The following is an 18,494-nucleotide window of genomic DNA, read 5'->3' as shown; positions in this document are numbered from 1 at the left end:
GAGATGAATGTTAAAGCATTACAAGCAAAAGATGTTGCAGAGAAAGTTTTATTCGGAGAGTTGTTTATTTTAGATGTTCGTAATGAGGCGGATTATGAAGGTTGGAAAATTGAAGGAAAAGAAGTTACTTCAATGAATGTGCCGTACTTTGATTTATTAGAGGGTGTAGATCATATTGTCAGTGAACTACCTAAAGATAAAGATGTTTTAGTAGTATGTGCAAAAGAAGGGTCTTCTATATTTGTAGCAGAGCAATTAACAGAGGCTGGATTAGAAAATATTTACTATTTATCTGGTGGTATGAAGGCTTGGAGTGAATATGTAAAGCCTATAAAAGTGGGAGATTTAAAAGATGGCGGAAGTATGTATCAGTTTAACCGTCTTGGAAAAGGTTGCTTATCATATATGGTTATTTCAAACGGTGAAGCAGCAGTTATTGATGCAGTAAGAACAGTTGAAGCGTACGAAGAGTTTGCGAAAGAGCATGGCGTTACGATTACGAATGTAATGGATACACATTTACATGCAGACCATATTTCTGGCGGACGTAAGTTAGCGGAAAAAGTAGGTGGTACGTATTGGTTACCGCAAAAAGATGCAGAGGAAGTGGTGTTCTCATATAAACCACTTGTTGAAGGATCTGTTATTACGGTGGGGGGTACTAAAATTGAAATTGATGCATTATACTCACCGGGGCATACGATTGGAAGTACGTCATTTATTGTAGATGATTCCTATTTATTATCAGGTGATATTTTATTTGTAGATTCAATTGGACGTCCAGACCTTGCTGGGAAAGCTGAAGATTGGGTAAGTGATTTACGTACTACTTTGTATAGCAGATATAAAGAACTATCTCAAAACTTAGTTGTGTTACCGGCTCATTATTCAAAAATAAGTGAAATGGACGAGAGTGGTATTGTTAGTGCTAAATTAAAAGATTTATTTGCGTATAATGCAGGATTAAATATTGAGGATGAGGGAGAGTTTCGTAAAGTTGTAACGGAGAATTTACCACCTCAACCGAATGCATATCAAGAAATTCGTCAAACAAATATGGGGCGATTAAATCCAAGTCAAGACGAAGAGCGTGAAATGGAGATTGGTCCAAATCGTTGTGCAGTGCACGAATAATGAAATAAATAAAAAATGGAGGAATTGATGATGAATATAAAACAAGTGTTAGATGCGAAAGGTTTAGCATGTCCAATGCCGATTGTAAGAACAAAGAGAGCAATGGATGCTCTACAAACTGGAGAAGTGTTAGAAATACATGTAACGGATAAAGGATCAGTTAAGGATATTCCAGCGTGGGCAAATAAAAGTGGTCATGACATCGTAAAGCATGTAGAAGAAGCTGAGGTGCTGAAGTTTTGGATTAAGAAGGCGTAGCATGTTTATAAATGTAGAGAGGTTGGTTATATGAATACAATATTAAGTACGCTTTTCATTGTACTGGCTACAGCGTTTGTTATTTCACGTTTTTTACCGGTGAAAGGTGTTCAAAATATAAGTGGAAAAGAATTAAAGAGTATAGCAGGAAAAAAGGGAAAACAATTCATCGATGTTCGCACAATAGGTGAATATAGAGGGAATCATATGAAAGGGTTTCAAAATATCCCCCTAAATGATCTAGCAAGTAAGGCGAATCAATTAGATAAGAATAAGGAAGTAATTGTTATTTGTCAGAGCGGGATGAGAAGTAAGCAAGCAGCAAAGGTATTAAAGAAATTAGGATTTCAGCACGTTATCAATGTTTCAGGCGGTATGAATGGTTTGTGAGGAGGGAATTTAAAATGAAAGAAATGACAGTAAAAGAATTGGAAGAAAAATTGTTACGTAAAGAAGCAGTAAATATCGTGGACGTACGTGAAGTAGAAGAAGTAGCCGAAGGGAAAATTCCAGAAGCGTGTAATATTCCACTAGGACTATTAGAGTTTCGTATGCATGAGTTGGATAAAAAGAAAGAGTATATTATCGTTTGTCGTTCTGGCGGAAGAAGTGCACGAGCAGTTCAGTTTTTAGAGAGCTACGGTTTTCAAGCAATTAATATGGTAGGTGGTATGTTAGCATGGGAAGGTAAAGTCGTATAGTACAGAGATACATGATTTGAACCTTTTTATAAATGATAAAATACCCCTATAGGTAATCGGAGGGAGAACAACATGGAACAACAGAAGAAAACAACAATCGTTTTATTTAGCGGAGATTATGATAAAGCAATGGCTGCTTATATTATTGCAAATGGTGCAGCGGCGTATGATCAAGAGGTAACTATTTTTCATACTTTTTGGGGATTAAATGCTTTAAGGAAAGATGAGCATGTGAAGGTAAAGAAAACTTTTATAGAAAAAGTGTTTGGAAAAATGATGCCACGCGGTGCGGATAAGATGGGATTATCAAAAATGAATTTTGCAGGTATGGGACCAAAGATGATTAAAGGTATTATGAAAAAACATAATGCGATGCCTTTACCAGATTTAATCGATTTGGCGAAAGAACAGGGGATTAAACTTGTCGCTTGTCAAATGACAGTAGATTTATTAGGGTTAAAAGAGGAAGAGATTATGGAAGGGGTAGAGTTTGCAGGAGTAGGAGCTTATTTAGCAGATGCTTCGGATGGGAATGTAAACTTATTCATTTAATTCATCTTCTTTCTAGAAGGGAGGGGATGTAAGATGAGCTTAGTCGTATTACTTTTTATAATTGGATTTATAGGATCGTTTATATCAGGAATGGTTGGAATTGGCGGTGCGATTATTAATTATCCGATGATCTTATACATTCCGGTATTGCTAGGATTTTCTGGCTATACATCACATGAAGTGAGCGGTATTACAGCGGTACAAGTATTCTTTGCAACTTTTGCAGGGGCATGGGCCTATCGGAAAAGTAATGATATGGATAAAACGCTAGTTGTATATATGGGAGCTAGTATATTAATAGGAAGTTTCATAGGGAGTTTTGGTGCTAACGTATTAGCGGAACATACGGTCAATGTTGTTTATGCAGCTTTAGCCACAATTGCTGCTATTATGATGTTTGTACCGAAACAAAATAATAGTGGAGATGTGAAGTATAATAAATGGTTAGCAAGCTTGTTAGCGTTCGTTGTAGGGGGAGCTTCAGGCATTATAGGAGCTGGAGGTTCGTTCCTTTTAGTTCCCATTATGCTAGTTATTTTAAAATTACCACTGCGTATGACGATCGCAACATCTATCGCTATTACGTTTATTTCCTCAATAGGGATTACTACAGGAAAAATGGTTACTGGGCAAGTAGTTATCATTCCAGCTCTAATTATTGCGGTTGCCAGTATATTTGCTGCGCCACTTGGAGCACGAGTCGGGAAGAGGCTAAATCAAAAAGTACTGCAATATGTATTGTCCACTTTAATTGTAGGCACTGCTGTTAAAATGTGGATCGATATGATATCAAAATAAAAGGATGGTGCTGCTTACAGCCCATCCTTTTATTTATTGCCCGTAAACCTAACGGATTATAGTTTTACTTTATGCCCAAATAACTTTCATTAAGTTTTTATATTCGTCATTTGCTAATTTATATAGCATTCTCGTATGTTCAAAGACAAGTGCTGGATTAAAGTTTGGTTCTGAGAATGCAAGAGATGTTGAAATATCAATTGCATTTTGCTTATTTAATGTGAATTTTGCAAAGCGATAAGATGTATTTAATTCATTAATGAGATGTAAAATATCATTTGTTGATGTTGCATCAGGCACGTGAGCAACATTGAAGCAGTATATATCCACCGTAGGATGTTCGTTTTGGAAAGCAGCGATAAGTTGAATTTTTGCGCCAGCTTCAGTCTCTAATCCTACTGAAAAATGAACAGAGCCATCATTTTCATCTATATTTTCTTCCATGTATATATCGTTGGATTTTAAGTAGTCTTTAAAATCTGAGATGTTATGTTTTACTGCAGCTTTCATATGTATGAGCCCCCTGATAATTGGAATAGATTGCTACTATTTATTATAATTTAAAAATATTGAAAAAGATAGTTAGAAAGTTCTGATTTTTGATTCTGACGAAATAAAAAGAAGCAGTACTCTACCTCCATAGAGTACTGCTTCTTTACTATTCATTGTCGTTAGACGATGTTTCTGTATCTTCACTGCTATTTTTGTTCTTATTTTTCACTTCATTGTTACTTGATTCGCGCTCACTTGAATTTTCAGACTTAGATTCTTTTGTCTTTTTCGAATCAGAGTCTGAGCCAGACTTTGTATATGCAGGTAGCCCAAGATGAGTACGAAGTTCATTTGTAACATTAGCTAATTCTTTTTTATCTGGATTGTAGTAGTAAGTTCGACCACCACCAGCAGATTTGCTACAAGTATCGTCACCTTTTGCCATATAGCAATCATCACCTTGGATTTGTAATTTCTCAATTTCCGAATCCGATCCATATTTATAGAATGAAAGCATATCATCAAATGTTAAGTTTGTAACGAATTGTCCGTTAATATCATCAATGATGTTACCAACTTTTGTTACAGAACCAACACTTGTTAGTTTCTTTAAAATAGCCTCGATAACGAGTTGTTGACGTTGTCCACGCATGGCATCACTATCGATGTGTCTTGTTCTAGCAAGAGCAAGAGCTTCTTCGCCATTTAGCTTTTGAACACCTTTTTCTAGGTGAATAGCCTCAGCATTATCATTGCTATCTTGCTCAGTAAATTCAACTGGTACATCAACTTCAACACCGCCCAAGTCATCGACGATTTTTATAAATGATTTAAAGTTGAATTTTACAAAATAATCGACAGGAACATTCATTAATTTTTCAACTGCATCAATGCTTGCTTGTGGTCCACCATTTTTTCCGTTTTTAGCAGAACCGAATGCATGAGCGTGTGTAATTTTATCTTTTTTCTTTTCTATTGGAATATAAGTATATGTGTCACGTGGGATACTTAATAGTTTAACAGTTTTGCTATCTTTATTAAATGTTGCAAGTAAAAGCGCGTCTGTTCTTATAGCTTCACCATATTCTTTTCCACGGACATCGCTTTCATCGACACCCATTATTAAAACAGAGACATTGTTTGTAATAGGTTTTACAGCCTTATCACGTAAATCAGATTTATCACCGCGTGCTAAATCGTGTGCGGCATTTCGAACAGCAGAAGATGCTTTATTTACTAAAAACCAAGTATAACCGCCGCCTATTAATAAAACGAATAGTATAGCGCTTATAATAATTTTTATTTTTTTCTTATTTTTTTTCGGTTTATTGCGTGTATTTTCTTGCAAAGATGGGTTTTGCTCCATTTCCTGTACTCCTTCATTTGGATTGAAATACGACACTCATATCCACTTATTATAATGAAATTTAGCGAAAAAAAACATTACAAAACATTTACATTTCGTAAAAATTCAATATATTTATAAAAAGTCAGATTTTCTATATATTATTTGTCAGATGTAGAATAAGTATAAGGGCTTTTAGTAGAAATGAAAATATATATTATGAGAAAGTGATAGGGAAGTAAGATTTGTTGAAATATAGCCAAGAAGAAATGAGTAAGCTTACTTATTTCTTCTATATAATAAAGAAGAATTTGACGGATAAAGGAGAGAGCATAATGAATCATACATCATTCCGAGCAATCGTTGTGAACGAAAAGGAAAATCATCAGTTTGTAAGAAAAGTTGTTGAGAGAGAAGTAAGTAGTTTACCTGAGGGAGACGTATTCATACAAGTTCATTATTCTTCATTAAATTATAAAGATGCTCTTTCAGCTACTGGTAATAAAGGTGTTACGAGAACATATCCTCATACGCCAGGAATTGATGCTGCAGGAGTAGTTGTGAGTAGTGAAGATGCTACCATTAAAGCAGGAGATCAAGTTATTGTAACGGGATATGACTTAGGTATGAATACCTCTGGTGGTTTCGGAGAATATATTCGCGTGCCATCATCTTGGGTCGTGCCTTTACCAGAAGGAATGTCATTAAAGGAAAGTATGATGTATGGGACAGCAGGTTTTACTGCGGCGTTGTCGGTATATAAGCTTATTGGGGCAGGAATCAAGCCTAGTATGGGAGATGTTTTAGTAACGGGTGCTACAGGCGGCGTAGGCAGTGTAGCTGTTAGTATATTAAGTAAGTTAGGGTTTAACGTAGTAGGAGCGACAGGAAAAATGGAAGAGAAAGATATGCTACTACGTCTAGGAGCGAAAAAAGTGATTCATCGCGCGGAATTGAATGATGAATCAGGAAGACCGATGTTAAAAGGGATATACGCCGGAGTTATTGATACTGTAGGTGGACGTATGTTAGAAACAGCTTTAAAAACAGTAAAGTATGGTGGTTGTGTAACGACATGCGGTAATGTGGCAGGTCAGGAACTACAAACAACGGTATATCCGTTTATTTTAAGGGGCATAAGCCTTTTAGGGGTAGATTCCGTGCAATGTCCAGTAGATGTGAGAAGAGATGTTTGGACGCTTTTAGCGAATGAATGGGGAAATAAAGAGTTACTGTCTTATACAGAAGAATGTACATTAGAAGAATTAGAGAAGAAGTTTACACTTATATTGCAAGGGAAGTTAAAAGGAAGAACAGTTGTTAAAATATAATAAGAAAGAGACGCTTACGTTAGCGTCTCTTTCTTATTATAATGATTGTTTTAAATTGATTTTTCCTTGTTCGCCTAAAACACCGTCAGCGATATTTACAGCGTGATCGCCAATGCGCTCTAAGTTACTTACCATATCGACGAAGATGATACTTGCATCACCTGAACAGCTGCGTTCGTTTAGACGTAATACGTGACGTTTACGAAGAACACGTTCCATTTGGTCGATTTTGCGTTCTTTTGCAATAACAGTTTGAGCTAGTTCAGTATCGAAGTTTGTTAAAGCTTCAACTGAGTCTTGCAGTGTTGAAATTGTTAATTCCAGCATTTCATTTAATTCAGCTAATGCTTCGTCTGATAGTGAAACACGGTTTGAAATTTGGAAATCTACAAGTTCTACAAGGTTTTCTACATGATCACCGACACGTTCAATATCTCCAACAACACCTGCTAAAACGGAATGTTTTTCAGAATCCGTAGGCGAAAGCGGCTTTTCTGATAGTAAAACTAAATACTCGGTAATTTTTTTATCTAAATTGTTAATAGCTCCTTCTAATTGAGTAGCCATGTCAGCGTGTTTTTTGTCTTGTGTATTTAAAAATTGGTTTGCTTCTTTTAATCCATGTAATGAAAACTCAGCCATACGGATAATTTCTTTTTGAGCTTCTGTTAAAGCGATAGCTGGAGATTGCTCAATAAAAATTGGGTTTAAATGCTGCGGTTTGAAATCAATAGCAGAATCTTCGCCGCGAATAAGTTTTGTTACAATCCATGCTAATACAGCGATGAATGGGAATTGAATAACTGCATTTGTTACGTTAAATGTTCCGTGTGCAAATGCAATTGTCATTTCTGGATTTAAGTTTAATGATGTTTGGAAATATTGAATTAAGCTTGTAAATGGTACTAATAAAATCGTAAATATAATTGTACCGACGATATTAAAGATAACGTGAACTAATGCTGCACGTCTTGCGGCAATAGAAGTACCGATTGCTGCTAATACAGCTGTAATTGTTGTACCGATGTTATCACCGAATAATACAGGAAGGGCAGCTTGTAAATCGATTGCACCTTGACCAAATAGTTCTTGTAAAATACCGATAGTTGCACTTGAACTTTGTACAATTAAAGTAAAGACTGTACCGACAACAACTCCTAAAATTGGATTATCACTCATACTAACCGTTAATTCTTGGAATGATTCTAAAGAGCGAAGAGGTTTCATACCTGTGCTCATTAATTCCAAACCGAAGAATAACATACCAAAGCCGAATATAACTTGACCTAAAGAATGTACTTTTTTATTTTTAAAGAAGAATAATAAGATAGCTCCAACTGCCATAATTGGGAGAGCATATTCTCCGATTTTAATTCCGATAATAAATGCAGTAACTGTCGTACCGATGTTTGCACCCATAATAACACCGATTGCTTGTCTTAATGTCATAAATCCTGCACTTACAAGTCCGACTGTTAAAGCGGTTGTTCCTGAACTGGATTGGATTAATACCGTAACTAACATACCTGCTAGTACACCCATGAGTGGGTTTGTTGTAAAACGATCTAGAATATCGCGAAGACGATCTCCAGCTGCTTGTTGCAGTCCATCGCCCATGTATTTAATCCCGAATAAGAAAATACCTAATCCACCAATGAACTGGAAGATCATATCTTGAACATTATATTCCACGCATTCCACTCCTTAAATTTCATGTACGGTGTAATTATTAACTGAACCTTGAGGTACTGTAAACGGTTTGCTAGTAAAATTTACACTAAATTTACAAAGAGAAGAAAAGTTTACAATCCCTTAAAGAAACAGCTGTGTTTTATTGGTTTTCATCTTGTATAAATCTTAATTTTGTAAAGAAATCACACTTTTTAGAATAATATTGTTCAGTCGAATATTAAGGAAAGCGTCTGCGAGTTCATCGTATATTTTTTGATGAAAGTTAAAAAAATATGTAGGAAAATGCATGTAGTTTTATAACAGCAAAACGAGGGGAAATAATTCTTTTAACACGATAAAAAAGCCACTGAATTATCCAGCAGCTTTTTCCGTGTTTTTATCGCCATGCTTTTGTTTTCTTATGCTTGTAATGTAAATGAAGAGAAAAGCAATAAGTAATAGAGAGGAGTAACGATATACAGTTGCATAGTTTGTAAAATGAGCAATAAATCCAAATATAATCGCTCCAGCGCCGATTCCAAGGTCAAATGCGGAGAAGAATGTAGCCGTTGCTACGCCGCGTCGATGCGGTGCTACGCGGTCAATCATCCATGCTTGTAGTGCAGGTTGGATCGCTCCAAAACCACTTCCGTAACATGCTGCAGCAATAATTAAGCTCGGAATTGTCGTCGTATACGACAATAAAATAATGCCTGTAAAAGTTATAATAACTCCCGGAATGATGACGAATGTATGGCCTTTCGCATCATATAGCTTTCCAGAGAATGGACGAGTTACAGCGATTGCTAGTGCGTTACATAAAAAGAAGAGACTAATATCAGCTATGCCGACTTCTGTAGCAAATAGAGTGATAAAACTTCCGATTCCTCCGTACATTAATGTAATACATAATATTAATAATGAAGGAAGTAAAGCTTTACGCTCAATAAATCCATCGAGAAAAGTACTAGATAATTGTTGTGGAGGCTGTTTCGATTTTTGGATTTGAAGTAGTTTCGTTAATATTAATGAAACAATTGTGCACGATAATGCACATAAAAAAAGAATTGTGAAGTTATATGTTTGCATAAGCCATAGTCCGATAAGTGGACCGAGGGCCATTGCAATTGTTCCAGAAAGGCCAAAATATCCCATGCCTTCTCCGCGGCGAGCTGAGGGAATTAAATCAGAAACGACAGTTCCATATGTAGTCGTTGTAATACCGAAACCAGCTCCGTGTAAAATACGAACAGCAAGCAAGAGAAAGATAGTTGAGGCGAAAAGGTAACTGCCCATAGCGAGTAAACAGATAGCAGTGCCGATCATTAAAATGATTTTTTTATTGAATTTTTGCAAGGCGTTCCCAGTTAGCGGTCTAACAAAAAGTGCCGCAACGGTAAACATGCCGACAACAAATCCGATATTGGAACTTGTGCCACCAATTTCTTTCACATAAACAGGTAAGGTTGGAATTAACATTTGAAACCCTAAAAACATACATAAGTTTGCAAAAATTAAAGCAACAAACTCTTTCGTCCATAACGGTTCTCGTTTTACGAGTATTGCTTCTCCCATATATTCATCCCCTATATAAAGTTTTCTCTTTTCTTTCGAGTATATGTATTGGCCAATGCAACAGTCAAGGAAGGTGTCTTGAAAACGGATAACAATTTTTAAGATGAAAAACTGACAAATTTGTGTAAAAGCTACACAACTATGAAAAAAAGATGTAAAGTATAGATGTATAGACTTGTAGGTGTTAAGAATGATAGAAATTGTTTTTTCTTTAAAGAAAGCGGATTCAAAAGAGTAGTGAACAAGAAGGGGATATATACTTTTTCACTACATATATTTGAAAAGGTTTACAATATGATGAAGAAAGAGGCGTGTACATATGAGACGATTAGGTATTTCTATTTATCCAGAACATTCAACAGTAGAGAAAGATAAGGAGTATTTAACATTAGCAAGTAAATATGGATTTACACGTGTGTTCACATGTTTATTATCTGTGGATGGAGAAAAAGAGAAAATTATAGAAGAATTTAAAGAAACGATCTCTCATGCGAATGCATTAGGGTTCCAAGTATTAGTTGATATTAGTCCATCTGTTTTTGAACAATTAGGTATTTCGTATAATGATTTATCATTCTTCCATGAATTAGGTGCGTACGGTATTCGTTTAGATGTCGGTTTCTCAGGATTAGAAGAATCAATTATGACTTATAATCCGTATGGTTTGAAAATTGAGATTAATATGAGCAATGGTACGAAGTATGTAGATAACATTATGAGTCATAGACCAAATCGTGAAAATTTAATTGGTTGTCATAATTTTTATCCGCATCGTTATTCAGGATTATCATACGATCATTTCATTAAATGCTCGAAACAATTTAAAGATTACGGTATGAGAACGGCAGCTTTTATTTCATCATTTGATGCAACATACGGACCTTGGCCAGTAACAGAAGGGTTATGTACATTAGAGCAGCATCGTGAATTACCGATGACAACACAGGCGAAGCATTTATTCGCGACTGAATTAATTGATGATGTTATTATTGCAAACGCATATGCGTCAGAAGAAGAATTACAAGCACTAGGTGCATTAAATAAAGAGAAACAAACATTTGATATAGAAATATATGATACAACGACAGAACTAGAAAGAATTATCGTATTAGACGAACCACATTTTTATCGCGGAGATGTATCTGAATATATGATTCGTTCTACACAAAGTCGTGTGAAATATAAAAAAGAAGAATTTAAACCTCATAATACGCGCGAAATTAAGCGTGGAGATTTATTAATTGATAATGAACAATATGGCCAGTATAAAGGCGAATTACAAATTGCATTAAAAGATATGGTGAATACAGGAAAAACAAATGTAGTTGGTCGAATTGTAGAAGAAGAGATTTTCTTACTAGACTATTTACAAGCATGGGATAAATTCGGATTTACATTAAAGAAATAGAGAGAATATAAAGGGGAAAAACTACTGATTTCAGCAGCTTTTCCCCCTTTATATATAAAGAGCGAGAGGAAGAGCTATGACAAAGGTGCATCAGCGATTAATTTCTATTTTAGAGGAATTTTTAGAAGAGAAATCGATGTTAAATCGAGCTTTTTTAGCAGGCCGTTTACATGTATCAACGAAGACGATTCAAAAGGATATAAAATTATTAAATGATATATTGGAAGAAAACGGAGCGAAAATCGAATCGCAAAGAGGGAATGGGTACGAATTAGAAATTATACAAAAGAAGAAATTTGAAGACTTTTGTGTGAGTCTATTTCAAAAACAGACGGAAAAGATCCCAACTTCTTATGAAGAAAGAATAGCGTACATTCTGCAGCGTGTTTTAATGACAGAGAGATATGTGAAGCTTTCAGAATTAGCGGAAGAGATGTATGTGAGCAAATCAACGGTCAATTTAATTATGAAAGATGTTACAGATATATGTGGTCGCTATGAATTACAAATTGAGAAGAGACCGTATTATGGTATACGTATTGTTGGAGAGGAATTTAATATTCGTTCTTGTTTATCACAATATGGTTTACCGCGTTATGATCATACTCCGTTTCATGAGCAATTTGAGCAGACGGAGACATATTTATCGCTACCTCATATATCACTCATTCGTTCAATTATATTAAAGTATATTGAAGGCGGAACAATATATTTATCTGATATAGAAATTGATAATTTAGTCATTCATATTGCAATCGCATTAAAGCGTTGTCAAAGTCAACATTATATGAAAGGACTGCATGCGGAGCAATCAGAACTTATACTAAAGAAAGAATATACAATTGCGAAGCAGATTTTAGGAGATTTAGAGAAAGAGTTGAAATTTTCATTTCCAGAAGAAGAAGTATTATATGTGACGATGCATTTATTAAGTACTGCTGTTACAACGAGAGATCGCTATGAAAATGTAGAAGAGCTATTAGGGAAAGATATATATGCATTTATGCAACATATTCTTTTTAAAGTAGCGGAAGAACGGAATCTTATTTTTTATTATGATGAAGAATTATTATTTGGATTTGGTATTCATTTAAAAACGTTATTAAATCGTTTGAAGTATAAGTTAAATACGAGAAATCCTCTTTTGGCAGAAGTGAAAAAGAATTATCCGTATGCTTTTGAAATTGCGGTTCTTGTTGGAGATATCATTGGTGAATATACGGGTGAATCGATCCCTGAAAGTGAAATTGGTTATATTGCAATTCACTTCGGCGGAGCGATGAGCCGTTTGCAGGAGCAAAATCAAAAGAAAAGATGCTTATTAGTTTGTGCGACTGGTCAAGGAAGTGCACAACTATTAAAATATAAAATTTTATCACAGTTCCGAGATAAATTAGAGATTGTAGGTATTACAGGCTATTATCAATTGAAAGTAGAAGATCTTTATAAAGAAAAAATAGATTGTATTATTAGTACGATTCATATACCGAGTGGCTTGCCTGTTCCAGTTATAAAAGTGAATTCAATATTTGATGATAAAGAGATTAAATCGATTGGTCAGCGGTTGTTTACGCATGTGAATACTAGTGTGCAGCCTTATATTAAGGAAGATTTAATCTTTTTAAATCATAATGCTTCTACGAAAGAGGATGTTATTCAGTTTTTATGTGAAAAAGCTGCTGAGAAACGCTATGTACCAAAAAACTTTTATGCTTCTGTTATGGAGAGAGAAAATACGTCTCCGACAGCGGTTGGGAATTCAGTTGCAATCCCGCATCCGATGCAGTTATTAAGTGAGGAAACTTTTTTGATGTTTTGCACACTTGAAAAGGCTGTTGATTGGGGAGATAAAAAAGTACAAGTAATTATTTTATTTAGTGTAAAGCGCAATAATAATGAAGATTTGCAAAGGCTTTATGATTTTTTATATGATATTATGTCTAGTCAAACTACGATAGAGAAACTTACTCAGACCGAGGTAATTGAAGATTTTCAAGAGATTTTATTATCATTTTGAAAAAGTATATAAAAACTTCCGTTACATAACGGAAGTTTTTTATGTTTAATTGTATGCGTTTTCATAATAAGATAAAAATATAGAAAACATATAGCTTGGGGGAATTTAAAATGGCTGATATGCAAACTCCATTTGCGTTAATTTTACATGGTGGCAATGCGAGAAGCGCGGCGCTTGAAGCAATTGCTTTTGCAAGACAAGGAGATTTCGGGAATGCTGGTGAAAAGATGAAACTTGCTAGTGAGGAAATTTCAGCAGCGCACCGTATTCAAACGGATTTAATTCAAGAAGAGGCAAGAGGAAATCATGCAGAAATTAGTTTACTGTTAGTGCACGCACAAGATCATTTAATGAATGCAATTACAGTGAAAGAACTGGCTGAAGAATTTATTGCTCTTCATAAACGAGTAGAAGAGAAAGTGACCGTATAAGATGTACATTTTATTATGTTGTGCAGCAGGTATGTCAACGAGTATGGTCGTAAGAAAAATGCAAGAAGAGGCAAAGAAACAGGGGAAGAATTATAAAATTAAGGCGGTTGATTCAGAACTTGTGAAACTTGAAATAAAGGAAGCAGATGTCGTTTTAATCGGTCCACAAGTGAAATATTTATTTCCAGCTGTAGAGTTTCTTGCGAACTCATACAACATACCAGTTGCGATTATAGACCAACGAGATTATGGTATGTGTGATGGTTTGAAAGTGCTTAAGCAAGCAGAACAATTAGTTTTAGCATAATTATATCTTTTTAAATATAAACATTATAATGTTATAAAGTTTATTTCATTCTTTTATAGTAGAGAGAAAGAGGAGGGCTATTGATGAATGGGTTTATGAGTTTTATGGAACAAAAGATTATGCCAACAACGCAAAAGATTGCAGGACAACGACATTTATTAGCAATTCGAAACGGGGTTATTTCTACATTACCGTTAACGATCGTCGGATCATTTTTCGTTATCTTTTTAAATTTACCAATTGATGCATATATGGAATGGATTGCACCGTTTCGCCATATTTTAGATATTCCATTTCGATTTACAGTAGGACTAATGGCATTATACGCAGCGTTTGGTGTAGGGGCTTCGCTCGCGAACTTTTATCAGCTCAATCAGTTAAGTGCAGGGTTATTATCTGTACTCGCCTTTTTACTAGCATCAGTTGAACCAATTCAAATTACGAAAGCTGTACCAGGTGTTATTGATGTAGGTAGATATATTTCAGTAGGAACATTAAGTGCAACGTCTTTATTCGGCGCAATTGTTACAGCATTAATTGCAGTAGAAATTTATCATTTTATGATTAAGCATAATATCTCGATTAAATTACCAGATAGTGTACCACCAGCAGTTTCAAATTCGTTTGCAGCATTAATTCCAACATTAGCAGTTATTCTTTTATTCTGGGGCATTCGCTACGGTTTGAAATTTGATGTAAATACAACAATTACATACTTAATCGCACCACTAAAATCAGTATTAGTAGGAAATAATTTATTCGGCGGTTTATTAACAGTATTCTTAATCGTATTTTTCTGGTCATTCGGTATACATGGCCCTGCGATTTTAGGACCGATCATTCGTCCAATGTGGGATTCGGCAATTCTTGAAAATATGGAAGTATTCACAGCTACAGGAAATGCACATCAATTACCAAACTTATTTACAGAGCAATTTATTCAATGGTTCGTATGGATCGGTGGATCAGGATCAACGTTAGCTTTAGTTATTATGTTTATGTTCTCTAAATCTAAGTTCTTAAAAGAGTTAGGTAGATTATCATTCGTGCCAGGCTTATTCAATATTAACGAACCAATTATTTTCGGTGCACCAATTGTAATGAACCCAATCTTAATTATTCCGTTCGTTATTACACCGTTAGTGACAACGACGGTATCATATTTCGCAGTTGTTTCAGGTATGATTCCACTTATGATGGCGAAACTGCCATTTACGATGTTAGCACCAATTGCAGCGGTGATTAGTACGGACTGGACAATTATGGCTGGTGTACTTGTACTTGTTAACTTTGTTATCTCGTTCGTTATTTACTATCCATTCTTCAAAATGTATGAGAAACAACAATTAGCAGGAGAGGAGAAAACAGAATGCTCGGAGCAATTATCATCTTAATTACATTCGTGGTCGGACAGTGTATTGCTCATTATTCGAAATGGGTACAAAGTAAATCTTTATTAGTGTTACTATTAGTATCAGTTTTATTTATCGGTTGTTCAATGGGTGCATATGTAATGTTAGGATTGCAATCACCGTACGTAATTATTGTACCGACAATTTTATGTGCAACGTGTTTATCTGCAAAATATAGATTTACGAGCATGGCATTAATACAACGTGTGAAGGAGATGCAAAAGCATGGAGCGTAAATTAGGAATTTCACTTTATCCAGAACATTCAACGAAAGAAAAAGATATGGCTTATATTTCCGCAGCGGCACGACACGGTTTTTCAAGAATATTTACTTGTTTGTTATCTGTGAATCGTCCGAAAGAAGAAATTGTAGCTGAATTTAAAGAGATTATCAATCACGCAAAAGATAACAATATGGAAGTTATTTTAGATGTAGCTCCGGCTGTGTTTGATCAGCTTGGTATTAGTTATAGCGATTTATCATTCTTCGCGGAGTTAGGCGCAGACGGTATTCGTTTAGATGTAGGCTTCGACGGGTTAACTGAAGCAAAAATGACGAATAATCCGTACGGTTTAAAAATTGAGTTAAATGTAAGTAACGATATTGCGTACTTAGAAAATATTCTTTCGCATCAAGCGAATAAATCAGCTTTAATTGGTTGCCATAATTTTTATCCGCAAAAATTCACTGGTCTTCCGTACGATTATTTCATTCGCTGCAGTGAACGCTTTAAAAAGCATGGTATTCGCAGTGCAGCTTTTATTACATCACATGCCGCAAACATCGGTCCATGGGATATTAACGACGGATTATGTACGTTAGAAGAGCATCGTAATTTACCAATTGAAGTACAAGCGAAGCATTTATGGGCAACAGGGCTAATCGATGATGTCATTATCGGAAATGCTTATGCGAGTGAGGAAGAGTTAGAAAAACTAGGAAACTTAAATCGCTACATGTTACAGCTAAAAGTGCACTTTGTAGGCGAAGTGACTGAAGTAGAAAGGAGAGCCACGTTGCAAGAATTACATGTAAGGCGCGGTGACATAACAGAGTATATGATACGTTCTACAGAAGTACGTAAAAAGTACAAAGATTATGACTTCCCAGTGCGTGAAAGTGTGCTGCAGGAAAGAGGGCAAGTTGTAATTGGAAACAATTCATTTGGTAAGTATAAAGGTGAACTGCAAATCATTCTGAAAGAAATGCCGATAGATGAACGGAAAAATATCGTCGGTACAATTGCGGAAGAGGAGTTATTCTTACTAGATTATGTAGGAGCTTGGACGCAGTTTACTTGTGTGGAATAGGGAAGATAGGGGGCGTTCCAAATTTTGGACCGCCTTTTTAATATTAAAGTACTTTTAACGTCAAAATTTGTCGGTAAATCGATATCTCTTGTCGAATCGTTGATATATTATAAATTACGATAGATATATTCGAAAAATCGTTGATATATTGTAGGTTACGATAGATATATTTGAAAAATCGTTGATATAATTTCATTTACTATGTCATTTTTCAGTAGTTTAATAGAGTAAAAAAGAGCCAGCCTCAAGGATGAGACTGACTCTTTTTTACTAACTAGTTTAATACTTTAACTGTAACTGTTTTACGTCCCCAGCTACTTGATGTACCTTTATCTGGCATTAAAACGTCGATTTTATTACCTTTAATAGCTCCACCAGTATCACCAGCGATTGCTACTCCGTAACCTTCAACCCATACTTTTGAACCTAATGGAATTACACTTGGATCAACTGCAATAAGTTTCATGTTTGGATTAGCTGTTAAGTTATGACCTAAAGCTGATTTTACTTGGTCGCCTGCTTTATAACCATTTTCAAGTGGATCTGCTGTGTAAGCTGTTGCTACAACACGTAACTCACGAGAAGATGATGGTGCACTTGTTTCAGTTTCTTTTGCAACAGGTTGTTGTGTAGCTGGTTTTTGAGCTTTAGCTGCTTCTTGAGCCTTAGCTTTTTGAGCTTTAGCTGCTTCTTGAGCCTTAGCTTCTTGAGCTTTAGCTGCTTCACGAGCTTTGGCTGCTTCTTGAGCCTTAGCCGCTGCTTGAGCTTCAGCATCTGCTTGAGCTTTAGCAGCTTCACGAGCTTTAGCCGCCTCTTGAGCTTTAACTTCTGCTTGAGCTTCAGCATCTGCCTGGGCTTTAGCTGCTTCTTGAGCCTTAGCAGCTTCACGAGCTTTAGCCGCTTCTTGAGCTTTAACTTCTGCTTGAGCTTCAGCTGCTTCGCGAGCTTTAGTTGCTTCTTGAGCTTTAGCTTTTGCTTGAGTTTCAGCTACTTCCTGAGCTTTAGCAGCTTCACGAACTTTAGCTGTATCTTGAACTGTAGTCGTTTTTTCAACTTTAGCTACTGGTTGAACTTTAACTGGTGCTTTACCCGTTAAGTAAGGAACATGAACATAAGCTGTTTTTCCGTTATATTCAAATTGAATCCAATCATTCTGTACTTGGTGTGCTGTTTCAATTACATCATCTTTTTTCAACTTACCAAGAATCTCTGAGTCTGTGTTTGCACTAGCACGTACGTTTAATACGTTTGCTGTTACGTAGTAAGTGTCTTTTGTATAGTCAGCGCTTATGAAAGCTTCTTTACCGCTATTCAATTGAACTTTTGACCAACCATTTTCTGTATGTAAAACATTTACTTTATATCCATCTAATAATTTTCCTACAACTTTTGATTCAGTAGTTGGGTTTTCTCGTACGTTTAGTACGTCAGTCGTTACGATTGTTTCTGCTTTAGCAGATGTTGTGAAAATCCCAAGACCAAAAACCGCTGCTGTTGCTATACCCATAAATTTTTTCATAATAGCCTCCATTGCATTTGTTTTCGTTGACCTCATTATAGCAACCATTATTTTCTTATTTGCGAAAAACATAAAATTACAAAGCTTTCGTAACGGGGCATTAATATTCTGTAACAATTCCATAAATATCCTGATAGCGCTTCCTTGTTGTTTTTTGGCGTATCAGGGCATATGAAACACAAAATGAGTAGTATTTCAATTACTGTAACGTTAATAATATTACAGTAATATT

Annotated in this window: 19 protein-coding genes; 14 read left to right on the top strand and 5 right to left on the bottom strand. The window is 35.5% G+C overall.

Features of this window, described 5'->3' with window-relative positions; translation table 11 throughout:
• Positions 1-3: 3 nt before the first annotated feature.
• The 6 genes from ACQGSG_RS11725 (at position 4) to ACQGSG_RS11700 (ending at position 3,443) form a co-directional block, all read left to right on the top strand.
• On the top strand, positions 4-1,134 hold the full coding sequence (locus ACQGSG_RS11725; protein WP_098604820.1) for an MBL fold metallo-hydrolase: 1,131 nt from the start codon (positions 4-6) through the stop codon (positions 1,132-1,134).
• A gap of 27 nt (positions 1,135-1,161) precedes the next feature.
• Positions 1,162-1,392, top strand: coding sequence for a sulfurtransferase TusA family protein (locus ACQGSG_RS11720; RefSeq protein WP_033667001.1), 231 nt, complete (start codon positions 1,162-1,164; stop codon positions 1,390-1,392).
• 30 nt (positions 1,393-1,422) lie between these two features.
• Positions 1,423-1,782: a rhodanese-like domain-containing protein gene (locus ACQGSG_RS11715; protein WP_134995036.1), complete on the top strand. Its 360-nt coding sequence runs from the start codon at positions 1,423-1,425 to the stop codon at positions 1,780-1,782.
• Positions 1,783-1,796: 14 nt separating this feature from the next.
• Positions 1,797-2,093: a rhodanese-like domain-containing protein gene (locus ACQGSG_RS11710; RefSeq protein ID WP_000661816.1), complete on the top strand. Its 297-nt coding sequence runs from the start codon at positions 1,797-1,799 to the stop codon at positions 2,091-2,093.
• A 72-nt stretch (positions 2,094-2,165) separates the two neighbouring features.
• Positions 2,166-2,645 (top strand): DsrE/DsrF/DrsH-like family protein, encoded by a 480-nt coding sequence (locus ACQGSG_RS11705; protein WP_000437728.1) that lies wholly within the window; start codon positions 2,166-2,168, stop codon positions 2,643-2,645.
• A 33-nt stretch (positions 2,646-2,678) separates the two neighbouring features.
• Complete coding sequence (locus tag ACQGSG_RS11700) at positions 2,679-3,443, top strand: sulfite exporter TauE/SafE family protein (RefSeq protein ID WP_000060714.1); 765 nt, start codon at positions 2,679-2,681, stop codon at positions 3,441-3,443.
• Between the two features lie 69 nt (positions 3,444-3,512).
• Here ACQGSG_RS11700 and ACQGSG_RS11695 read toward each other — a convergent pair whose 3' ends face one another.
• The gene (locus ACQGSG_RS11695) at positions 3,513-3,953 is read right to left on the bottom strand and encodes a YbjN domain-containing protein (protein WP_000642360.1); all 441 of its coding nucleotides are present in this window, start codon (positions 3,951-3,953) and stop codon (positions 3,513-3,515) included.
• A gap of 148 nt (positions 3,954-4,101) precedes the next feature.
• Positions 4,102-5,301, bottom strand: a complete 1,200-nt coding sequence (locus ACQGSG_RS11690) for an LCP family protein (protein ID WP_000437393.1) — start codon at positions 5,299-5,301, stop codon at positions 4,102-4,104.
• A 314-nt stretch (positions 5,302-5,615) separates the two neighbouring features.
• Between ACQGSG_RS11690 and ACQGSG_RS11685 the strand changes: the two genes are divergently transcribed.
• On the top strand, positions 5,616-6,611 hold the full coding sequence (locus ACQGSG_RS11685; protein ID WP_325842988.1) for a YhdH/YhfP family quinone oxidoreductase: 996 nt from the start codon (positions 5,616-5,618) through the stop codon (positions 6,609-6,611).
• A gap of 36 nt (positions 6,612-6,647) precedes the next feature.
• On the opposite strand, the gene ACQGSG_RS11680 is transcribed toward ACQGSG_RS11685, so the two are convergent.
• On the bottom strand, positions 6,648-8,303 hold the full coding sequence (locus ACQGSG_RS11680) for a Na/Pi cotransporter family protein (protein ID WP_000456265.1): 1,656 nt from the start codon (positions 8,301-8,303) through the stop codon (positions 6,648-6,650).
• Between the two features lie 351 nt (positions 8,304-8,654).
• Entirely contained in the window at positions 8,655-9,857 is a 1,203-nt protein-coding gene (locus ACQGSG_RS11675) for an MFS transporter (RefSeq protein WP_098396414.1), read from the bottom strand.
• 319 nt (positions 9,858-10,176) lie between these two features.
• On the opposite strand from ACQGSG_RS11675, the gene ACQGSG_RS11670 reads away from it, so the two are divergent.
• The 7 genes from ACQGSG_RS11670 to ACQGSG_RS11640 all read left to right on the top strand — a co-directional run bounded on the left by ACQGSG_RS11670 (position 10,177) and on the right by ACQGSG_RS11640 (position 16,743).
• A complete protein-coding gene (locus ACQGSG_RS11670) occupies positions 10,177-11,265 on the top strand; it encodes a DUF871 domain-containing protein (protein ID WP_001253348.1) in 1,089 nt (362 codons plus the stop codon).
• A gap of 76 nt (positions 11,266-11,341) precedes the next feature.
• Positions 11,342-13,282: a BglG family transcription antiterminator gene (locus ACQGSG_RS11665; protein ID WP_098396383.1), complete on the top strand. Its 1,941-nt coding sequence runs from the start codon at positions 11,342-11,344 to the stop codon at positions 13,280-13,282.
• A gap of 110 nt (positions 13,283-13,392) precedes the next feature.
• Positions 13,393-13,713 carry a PTS lactose/cellobiose transporter subunit IIA gene (locus ACQGSG_RS11660; RefSeq protein ID WP_000774631.1) on the top strand — a complete coding sequence of 107 codons (321 nt, stop codon included), beginning with the start codon at positions 13,393-13,395 and terminating at the stop codon, positions 13,711-13,713.
• A 1-nt stretch (position 13,714) separates the two neighbouring features.
• A complete protein-coding gene (locus tag ACQGSG_RS11655) occupies positions 13,715-14,020 on the top strand; it encodes a PTS sugar transporter subunit IIB (protein WP_000275642.1) in 306 nt (101 codons plus the stop codon).
• Between the two features lie 83 nt (positions 14,021-14,103).
• Positions 14,104-15,414, top strand: coding sequence for a PTS sugar transporter subunit IIC (locus tag ACQGSG_RS11650; RefSeq protein ID WP_098396381.1), 1,311 nt, complete (start codon positions 14,104-14,106; stop codon positions 15,412-15,414).
• Positions 15,390-15,668 carry a hypothetical protein gene (locus tag ACQGSG_RS11645; RefSeq protein ID WP_000900048.1) on the top strand — a complete coding sequence of 93 codons (279 nt, stop codon included), beginning with the start codon at positions 15,390-15,392 and terminating at the stop codon, positions 15,666-15,668. The genes ACQGSG_RS11650 and ACQGSG_RS11645 overlap by 25 nt, the downstream gene beginning before the upstream one ends.
• Positions 15,658-16,743, top strand: a complete 1,086-nt coding sequence (locus ACQGSG_RS11640) for a DUF871 domain-containing protein (protein ID WP_098396379.1) — start codon at positions 15,658-15,660, stop codon at positions 16,741-16,743. The genes ACQGSG_RS11645 and ACQGSG_RS11640 overlap by 11 nt, the downstream gene beginning before the upstream one ends.
• A gap of 274 nt (positions 16,744-17,017) precedes the next feature.
• Here the strand turns inward: ACQGSG_RS11640 and entC are convergent, their stop codons facing one another.
• The gene (entC, locus tag ACQGSG_RS11635) at positions 17,018-18,385 is read right to left on the bottom strand and encodes a cell wall-binding protein EntC (RefSeq protein WP_325842986.1); all 1,368 of its coding nucleotides are present in this window, start codon (positions 18,383-18,385) and stop codon (positions 17,018-17,020) included.
• Positions 18,386-18,494: the final 109 nt, after the last annotated feature.

Origin of the sequence: Bacillus sp. GMa5/1 (assembly GCF_050172015.1) — a bacterium.
GTDB lineage: Bacteria > Bacillota > Bacilli > Bacillales > Bacillaceae_G > Bacillus_A > Bacillus_A cereus.
The sequence above is the reverse complement of the archived record's forward strand: the minus strand, read 5'-3'. Positions and strand labels throughout refer to the sequence as shown.